Source organism: Mesorhizobium sp. M7A.F.Ca.US.006.04.2.1 (assembly GCF_004022915.1).
GTDB lineage: Bacteria > Pseudomonadota > Alphaproteobacteria > Rhizobiales > Rhizobiaceae > Mesorhizobium > Mesorhizobium ciceri.
In genome coordinates, this window is the sequence record NZ_RZQA01000518.1 from 1 (window position 1) to 4,695 (window position 4,695).

The 4,695-nt window shown below is 62.0% G+C and carries 3 protein-coding genes; all 3 read left to right on the forward strand.

The features are described 5' to 3' along the window. The first annotated feature begins 700 nt into the window (after positions 1-700). A complete protein-coding gene (gene uvrA / locus EN925_RS24145; protein WP_063167932.1) occupies positions 701-3,622 on the forward strand; it encodes an excinuclease ABC subunit UvrA in 2,922 nt (973 codons plus the stop codon). 40 nt (positions 3,623-3,662) lie between these two features. Beyond that, positions 3,663-4,133 (forward strand): GNAT family N-acetyltransferase, encoded by a 471-nt coding sequence (locus EN925_RS24150; RefSeq protein WP_127370558.1) that lies wholly within the window; start codon positions 3,663-3,665, stop codon positions 4,131-4,133. Between the two features lie 26 nt (positions 4,134-4,159). Then, on the forward strand, positions 4,160-4,695 hold a 536-nt coding region (locus tag EN925_RS24155), incomplete at its 3' end, for a DUF72 domain-containing protein (protein WP_164894356.1).

Sequence of the window (4,695 nt, forward strand, 5' to 3'; positions counted from 1 at the left end):
GTCACTGAGTGCGCGCGGAAATGAGCGTTCCCCACAAAAAACGGCCCCGCCGTGCCTTGGGCAAACGGACGGGGCCTTCTGGATCTCAAATCCAACTTTGCCGGGAGTGTACTGCCGGCGTTTGATTTCGGATGCACCGCGGCGTTCGGCCGACGATCCGACTAGCAGTCTCTGATTTTTAGGAGATATGGCAGGTCACGGTTTGCCGGGTGGCGCAGACGCTAAACCCTGGCACTTATGCCTGCCGCGGCTCCAGTGACAACTGGAACCCTAGGGGACGATCCGGTGGCGTCATAGCTCCGCTCCTCTGTCCGTTGCGATTGTTGTCAATTCGAAGCACAAATCGCAAATGCCTGCGGCGTCTCGCAGGCCGCCTTTGGGCGGCGAGGCCATCGAAAGACGGCCGGCTTCGTTGACTTCCGGAGACTGCGCTCCTGGGTTGCCCGCGTCAACCATCAATAGCCGGTTACCGAAAAACGTGATCGCCGGGAGGTTACGTACAAGTCAGTTTTTGCACAGCTTTGTCAGGAGCGTGTTCGGCCTTTGTTCTTTCCGCTTGCCCGTTCACGCGAAAGACGCTTAAACGCTTTTGTCGGGAATTGTGGCGTCTCTCGACGTGGCGGCAAAACTACCTACATAGGGGATGGCCGGGAAAACCCGCCATTCCAGGAAATTCCAGATTCTGAGGCGGCGACCGGCTATGGCCGACCATAAATATCTTTCCATTCGCGGGGCGCGCGAACACAATCTGAAGAATGTCGATCTCGACCTGCCGCGTGACAGCCTGATTGTCATGACCGGCCTGTCGGGGTCCGGCAAGTCATCGCTTGCCTTCGACACGATCTATGCCGAGGGCCAGCGGCGCTACGTCGAAAGCCTGTCGGCCTACGCGCGGCAATTCCTCGAAATGATGCAGAAGCCTGACGTCGACCAGATCGACGGCCTGTCGCCTGCCATTTCCATCGAGCAGAAGACCACATCGAAGAACCCGCGTTCGACGGTCGGCACCGTCACCGAGATCTACGACTATATGCGCCTGCTTTTTGCGCGCGTCGGCATCCCCTATTCGCCGGCCACCGGCCTGCCGATCGAGAGCCAGACGGTTTCGCAGATGGTCGACCGCGTGCTGGCGATCGAGGAAGGCACGCGCCTGTTCATCCTGGCGCCGATGGTGCGCGGCCGCAAAGGCGAGTACCGCAAGGAATTGCTGGAACTGCAGAAGAAGGGCTTTCAGCGCGTCAAGGTCGACGGCGTCTTCTATGAGATCGCCGACGTGCCGGCGCTGGACAAGAAGTACAAGCATGACCTCGATGTCGTCGTCGACCGCATCGTCGTGCGCGGCGACCTCGCGACGCGGCTTGCCGATTCCATCGAAACGGCGCTGAAGCTGGCCGATGGGCTGGCGGTCGCCGAATTCGCCGACAAGCCGCTCGATTCCAGCCAGACCGGCGAGGATTCGGTCAACAAGTCGAAGAACGAGACGCATGAGCGCATCCTGTTCTCGGAAAAGTTCGCTTGCCCGGTCTCCGGCTTCACCATTCCGGAAATCGAACCGCGGCTGTTCTCGTTCAACAACCCGTTCGGCGCCTGCCCGACCTGCGACGGTCTCGGCAGCCAGCGCGCCATCGACGGCAATCTGATCGTGCCGGATGAAAACATCTCGCTGCGCGACGGCGCCGTCAGCCCGTGGGCGAAGTCGACCTCGCCCTATTACGCGCAGACGCTGGAGGCATTGGGCAAGGCCTATGGCTTCAAGCTCGGCGACAAGTTCAAGGATTTGTCTGAAGAGGCCAAGGAAGCCGTCCTGCGCGGCACCGGCGAGCGCGAGATCACCTTCCAGTATGATGACGGCCTGCGCTCCTACAAGACGACGAAAACTTTCGAAGGCGTCATCCCCAATCTCGAGCGGCGCTGGAAAGAGACCGAATCCGCCTGGATGCGCGAGGAGATCGAGCGCTTCATGTCGGCCACACCCTGCCCGGTCTGCAAGGGCTATCGGCTGAAGCCCGAGTCGCTGGCGGTGAAGATCGCCGGCAGGCACATCGGCGAAGTCACCGAGCTTTCCATCCGCAAGGCCGACCAGTGGTTCACCGACCTGCCCGCGTCGCTCAACGACAAGCAGAACGAAATCGCGGTGCGTGTGCTCAAGGAAATCCGTGAACGGCTGCGCTTCCTCAACGATGTCGGGCTCGACTATCTGACGCTGTCGCGCAATTCCGGCACGCTGTCGGGCGGCGAGAGCCAGCGCATCCGGCTGGCATCGCAGATCGGCTCCGGCCTGACCGGCGTGCTCTATGTGCTGGACGAGCCGTCGATCGGCCTGCACCAGCGCGACAATGCGCGCCTGCTCGATACGCTGAAGCACCTGCGCGACATCGGCAACACGGTGATCGTCGTCGAGCATGACGAGGACGCCATCCTGCATGCCGACTATGTCGTCGACATGGGCCCGGCCGCCGGCATCCATGGCGGCGAGATCATCGCCCAGGGCACGCCGCAGCAGGTCATGGCCAATCCCAATTCGATCACTGGCAAATATCTGTCGGGCGCGCTCGAAGTGGCGACGCCCGGCGTGCGGCGTGAAGCGAAGAAGAACCGCCGCATCAAGATCGTCGGCGCGCGCGGCAACAATCTGAAGAACGTCACCGCCGAAATCCCGCTCGGCACCTTCACCGCCGTCACTGGCGTGTCCGGCGGCGGCAAGTCGACCTTCCTGATCGAGACGCTGTTCAAGGCCGCCTCGAGACGCATCATGGGCTCGCGCGAACATCCGGCCGACCACGACCGCATCGAGGGCCTCGAATTCCTCGACAAGGTCATCGACATCGACCAGTCGCCGATCGGCCGCACACCGCGTTCAAACCCGGCCACCTATACCGGCGCCTTCACGCCGATCCGCGACTGGTTCGCTGGCCTGCCGGAGGCCAAGGCGCGCGGCTATCAGCCGGGACGCTTCTCGTTCAACGTCAAGGGCGGCCGCTGCGAGGCCTGCCAGGGCGACGGCGTCATCAAGATCGAGATGCACTTCCTGCCCGACGTCTACGTCACCTGCGACGTCTGTCACGGCAAGCGCTATAACAGAGAGACGCTCGATGTCCTGTTCAAGGGCAAGTCGATCGCCGACGTGCTCGACATGACGGTCGAGGAAGGCGTCGATTTCTTCGCCGCGGTGCCCGGCGTGCGCGACAAGCTCGACACGCTGAAGCAGGTCGGCCTCGGCTACATCCATATCGGCCAGCAGGCGACAACGCTGTCCGGCGGCGAGGCGCAGCGCATCAAGCTGGCCAAGGAACTGTCGCGCAAGGCGACCGGCAAGACGCTCTACATCCTGGATGAGCCGACCACTGGCCTGCATTTCCACGACGTTGCCAAACTGCTGGAAGTGCTGCACGAACTGGTAGACCAGGGCAACACGGTGGTGGTCATCGAGCACAATCTCGAAGTGATAAAAACCGCGGACTGGGTGCTCGACCTCGGCCCCGAAGGCGGCGACGGCGGCGGCGAACTGGTCGCCTCCGGCACGCCGGAAGCCATCGTGCGCGAAAAGCGCAGCTACACCGGCCAGTTCCTCAAGGAGCTTCTGGAGCGACGTCCCGGAGGCAAACGCGAAGCGGCGGAGTGATCGACCGGTTGGCGCCTGGAGAGCTCTGGAGAGCTTTTGAATGACAATCAGAAGAGCGCTTGCCGGTGATCTCCAAACCGTCGTCTCGCTGACGGAAGCGGCCTATGCGCCTTACATCGCGCTGTTCGGCGCGCCGCCGATCCCGGTCACCGAGGACTATGCGCCGCGCATCGCGCGCGGCGAGGTCTGGTTGCTGGAAAGTGGCGGCGAGCTTGCCGGGCTGATCGCGCTGGAGCGACATGACGACCACGCGATGATATTCTCCGTCGCGGTCTCCCCCGACTTTCAAGGCAAGGGCTTCGGCATTGCGCTGCTGAAACACGCGGATGAGCAGACCCATCTCTGGGGTCTGCCAGAAGTGCGGCTCTACACCAACGCCAGGATGGAGCGGAACATTGCGCTCTATCTTGCCTATGGTTTCCACGAAACGGGTCGCCGGCCCAATCCCTACCGGCCAGGATGGGTGCTCGTCGACATGATCAAAACCGTCGATCAGATTACCGCGGCCTGATCTTTTTCTGCATTGGGAGGATGACAATGAGCACATCGGGAACAATCCGCGCCGGCATGGGCGGCTGGACCTTCGAACCCTGGGATACGTCCTTCTATCCCGACAAGCTTTCCAAGGCCAAGCAGTTGAACTACGCCACTCGCCAGGTGCCGAGCATCGAGGTCAACGGCACCTACTATTCCAGCTTCAAGGAGCCGACCTTCGTCAAATGGGCCAGCGAAGCGCCGGACGGCTTTGTCTATTCGCTGAAGGGCAACCGCTTCGTCACCAACCGGCGCGTGCTGGGCGAGGCCGGCGAATCGATGATGCGCTTCCTTGGCTCCGGCGTGGCGGCGCTCGGCGAAAAGCTCGGGCCGATCCTGTGGCAGTTCGCGCCGACCAAGAAATTCGATCCGGACGATTTCGAAGCCTTCCTGAAGCTGCTACCGGAAAAGCAGGACGGCGTTGCGCTGCGCCATGCGCTCGAAGTCCGCAACGACAGTTTTGTCGTGCCGGAATTCGCAGCACTTGCCCGAAAATACAAGGCCGCGATCGTCTACGCCGACCATGCCAAATATCCTGA

Bases quoted from the DNA above. Each gene is read 5' to 3' on its own strand.
- EN925_RS24150 (WP_127370558.1), top strand. From the start codon at position 3,663: ATGACAATCAGAAGAGCGCTTGCCGGTGATCTCCAAACCGTCGTCTCG.
- uvrA (WP_063167932.1), top strand. From the start codon at position 701: ATGGCCGACCATAAATATCTTTCCATTCGCGGGGCGCGCGAACACAAT.